Annotated in this window: 1 pseudogene; it reads right to left on the bottom strand. The window is 77.5% G+C overall.

Annotated elements, in window-relative coordinates:
* Positions 1 to 1,039, bottom strand: a pseudogene (locus C1J00_RS43030) (topoisomerase II); the annotation flags it as partial.
* Positions 1,040 to 1,659 lie beyond the last annotated feature (620 nt).

Raw genomic sequence — 1,659 nt, 5'->3', positions numbered from 1 at the left:
GGAAGCCGTAGCCGTCCTGCGGGGTCGGGGCGGGGGCGCCCTGTTGTGGGAAGCCGTAGCCGCCCTGGGCGTTCGGCGCGGCCGGGGTCTGGGCCCCCGGGTGCGGGAAACCGTAAGCCCCGGGCTGCGGTACGGGCTGGGCGGGCGGCTGGTTGGGCGGCGTCGGTGCGGGCTGCTGGTTCCATGCGGCAGGCGCGGGCTGCGGCGCCTGCGGCTGGAACGGCGGCTGCTGTGCCGGGACGTAGGGCTGCGGCGGCACCGGAGGCTGTCCCTGGGCGGCCGTCGGCTGCGGCTGAGCGGGCGCGTCTGCGCCCGTGGGCCGGGCCTGGGGCTGCTGCGGCGGCGGCGCGGGCCACTCGCCCGCCGGGGCCGGAGCGGCCGGCTGGTACGACGGCGGCAGCGGTGGCACGCCTTGCGGGGGCGGGGGAGCGGAGTCGGACGGAGCGCTCTGCTGGGCATCGGGCGAGGCCGGTACGGCCGGTGCGGCGTTCTCCGGCTCGTTCTGCGCGGGAGCGGCGTCGGCGGGAGGTGCGTCGGCCGGCTCGGCGGCAGGCGCCACCGAGTTTTCGCGCTCCTGCTCTGCCCCGGCCGGCGCCGCGTCGTCAGGCTCGTCGGAGTCCCGCTGCGCGTCGTCGGGCTGTGCCTGCTCGGCCTCGGCGTCGTCGCCCTCGGCATCCTTGGCCTCGGCGTCCCCCGGCCCGGCGTCCGGGGTCTCGGTTCCCTCGGGTGCTGCGACCTGCGGCTCAAGGGCCTCGGGGGCCGCGTCCTCGGCCTGCGGCCGGGTGTCCTGCGGCTCAGGCTCCTCGATGGGCGGCACGTCGGTGAAGGAATCCGCGTCCAGCGCGTACTCCGAAACCGCGGCGGAGTCGTCGGCCTGCGCACCGGGGCCTTCGTCCTCCATGTCATCGGCACGGGTCCTGCTGCCGGCCCCGTCGGCGTCCTTCGCCTCGGTGACGTCGGGTGCCTCGGGCGCGGAAACCGCCTGAGCAGCGGCATGCTCCTCGATCTCCCGCTTCAGGGCGACGGCGGAGAAGCGCATGGTGGCACCACTCTCCAGATCGCCGTTCTCCGGCTCCGCGGCATCACCGGAGGCCGCCGCGGCCGGAGCCTCGGAGGTGGCCGGAGTTCCGGGGCCGGCCGGAGCCTCGGAAGTGGTCGGAGTCCCGGGGGTGGCCGGAGTCTCCGGAGCGGCAGGCGGAGTCGCCGCAGCCTCGGGAACGGCCGGTGCCTCCGGCGGAGCCGGCGGCGTCCACGGCGACTGAAAGCCACCGACGGGGATGTTCGGCACAGCCGTGGGAGAGGCCGCGCCACCCGCGGGCGCCTCGGTCTGCCCCTGCGGCAGGCCCTCCGGCTGCGAGCCCTGCGGCTGCGAACCCTCCGGCTGCGAGCCCTGTGGCTCGAACCCGCTCCCCATCGGAAGCCTGGGCACGGCCGAGGGTCCCTCCGAAGAAGGCGCGGGCGGCGCCGGCGGCGTGGAGGGCGTCCCCGTCGCGGGCGCGGGAGGGGTGAACGGAGCGCCCGGAGCGGGCGTCGGCGCGGGCGGGGTGAAGGGCGCCCCGGGCGCCGGAGCCGGTGCGGAGGCCTGCCCCGGCACGGACGGCGGAAGGGACGAAGGTCCACCGGAAGGGTTGGCATGGGGCGGCGGAGTCAGTCCGGGGA

The organism is Streptomyces cahuitamycinicus, assembly GCF_002891435.1.
Lineage (GTDB): Bacteria > Actinomycetota > Actinomycetes > Streptomycetales > Streptomycetaceae > Streptomyces > Streptomyces cahuitamycinicus.
This window is presented reverse-complemented; position numbering and strand designations above follow the sequence as displayed.